Consider the following 850-nt stretch of genomic DNA (forward strand, 5'->3'; position numbering starts at 1 on the left):
AAGCGTTCGACCTTGCCCTGGGTCGTGGGGTGGTTGGGGCGGCCGTTCTTCTGCACGATGCCCAGGCGGTGCAGCTCGTGCTCGAGGTGGTTGCGCCCGCCGCGTCGGCCGGCGAACCGGACGGTGTAGACCATGCCGTTGTCGGTCAGGACCGAGGCGGGGTGTTCGTGCTGTTCACAGGTTCGGCGGAAGGTGTCGAGCACGATCTGTGCGGTGATGCGTCGGTGGGTGCTGGCGTGTAGGACGGTGCGGGAGTGGTCGTCGAGCCAGGTGATGATCTCGGCCTCGGTGCCGGGCCGTCCGTCGGGTCGGGTGAGGCGGTAGTGGGTGAAGTCGGACTGCCAGGTCTCGTTGGGTTGCGCGGCGGCGAAGCGGATGTAGGACGTCTTCGGGCGTTTCTTCGGTTCGGGGGTCACGGCGCCCTCGCGGGCGAGGACCCGGTGGATCGTGGCCCGCGAGAGGGTGGTGTCGTGGTGGTGGACCAGGTGCCAGGCGATGGTGTCCGCGCCGGCGTCCAGGCCTTGCTCGGTCAGCTGTTTGCGCAGTGTCAGGACCTGTTGCACCACGGCCGGTGGGGTCGCGTTCGGGGTGGTGTGCGGGCGGCGGGACCGGGCCTCGAACGCGGCCTCGCCCTCGGCTCGGTAGCGGGCCATCAGGCGTGAGACCCATCCCTGTGAGACGTCGTAGCGCCGAGCGGTCTCGCTCTGGGAGGCGCCTGCCAGGACCGCGGTGATGACCAGTCTGCGTTTCGACACTCCCGAGCATCGACGCGGCAGGCCATGCCGATGACTCGAGACACGCTATGCCGATGTCTTGAGACACCCCATTCCGATGTCCTGAGACTGGACAC

1 protein-coding gene is annotated in these 850 nt (G+C 68.4%); it reads right to left on the bottom strand.

Annotation, left to right across the window (positions count from 1 at the left end; genetic code table 11):
* A partial coding sequence (locus tag EYB28_RS19680) for a DDE-type integrase/transposase/recombinase (RefSeq protein WP_166852939.1) occupies positions 1-755 on the bottom strand: 755 nt, incomplete at its 3' end.
* Positions 756-850: the final 95 nt, after the last annotated feature.

The organism is Isoptericola sp. BMS4, assembly GCF_011634835.1.
Classification (GTDB): domain Bacteria; phylum Actinomycetota; class Actinomycetes; order Actinomycetales; family Cellulomonadaceae; genus Isoptericola.